The following is a 683-nucleotide window of genomic DNA, read 5'->3' as shown; positions in this document are numbered from 1 at the left end:
GTTGATTTCACGGTATCCTTGATACCGACGATTTCAACTTCTTCACCCACCTTGATGATGCCGCGCTCTACACGACCGGTAACTACAGTACCACGGCCAGAAATAGAGAATACGTCTTCGATTGGCAGCAGGAATGGCTTGTCAATCGCACGCTCTGGTTCTGGAATGTAAGAATCCAGGAAGCCAGCCAGTTCGATGATCTTCGCTTCCCACACTGCGTCGCCTTCCAGTGCTTTCAGCGCTGAACCACGAATCACTGGCAGGTCATCACCAGGGAAATCATAAGCAGACAGAAGCTCACGAACTTCCATTTCTACCAGTTCCAGCAGCTCTTCATCATCAACCATGTCACACTTGTTCATGAATACGATGATGTAAGGAACGCCAACCTGACGACCCAGCAGGATGTGCTCACGAGTCTGAGGCATTGGGCCATCAGTCGCTGCCACAACCAGAATAGCGCCGTCCATCTGAGCAGCACCGGTGATCATGTTTTTCACATAGTCGGCGTGCCCTGGGCAGTCAACGTGTGCGTAGTGACGAGTCGGGGTATCATATTCAACGTGTGAAGTGTTGATGGTGATACCACGTGCTTTTTCTTCTGGTGCGTTATCGATCTGATCGAAAGCACGTGCATTACCGCCGTAGGTTTTAGCCAGAACGGTGGTGATTGCAGCTGTCAG

At 51.0% G+C, this 683-nt stretch carries 1 protein-coding gene; it reads right to left on the bottom strand.

Annotated features, from left to right (window positions below; all coding sequences use genetic code 11):
• A partial coding sequence (locus tag AC2A06_RS18745; RefSeq protein ID WP_484381285.1) for a GTP-binding protein occupies positions 1-683 on the bottom strand: 683 nt, incomplete at both ends.

The organism is Serratia sp. HNCC26DJ244, assembly GCF_057180565.1.
This window is presented reverse-complemented; position numbering and strand designations above follow the sequence as displayed.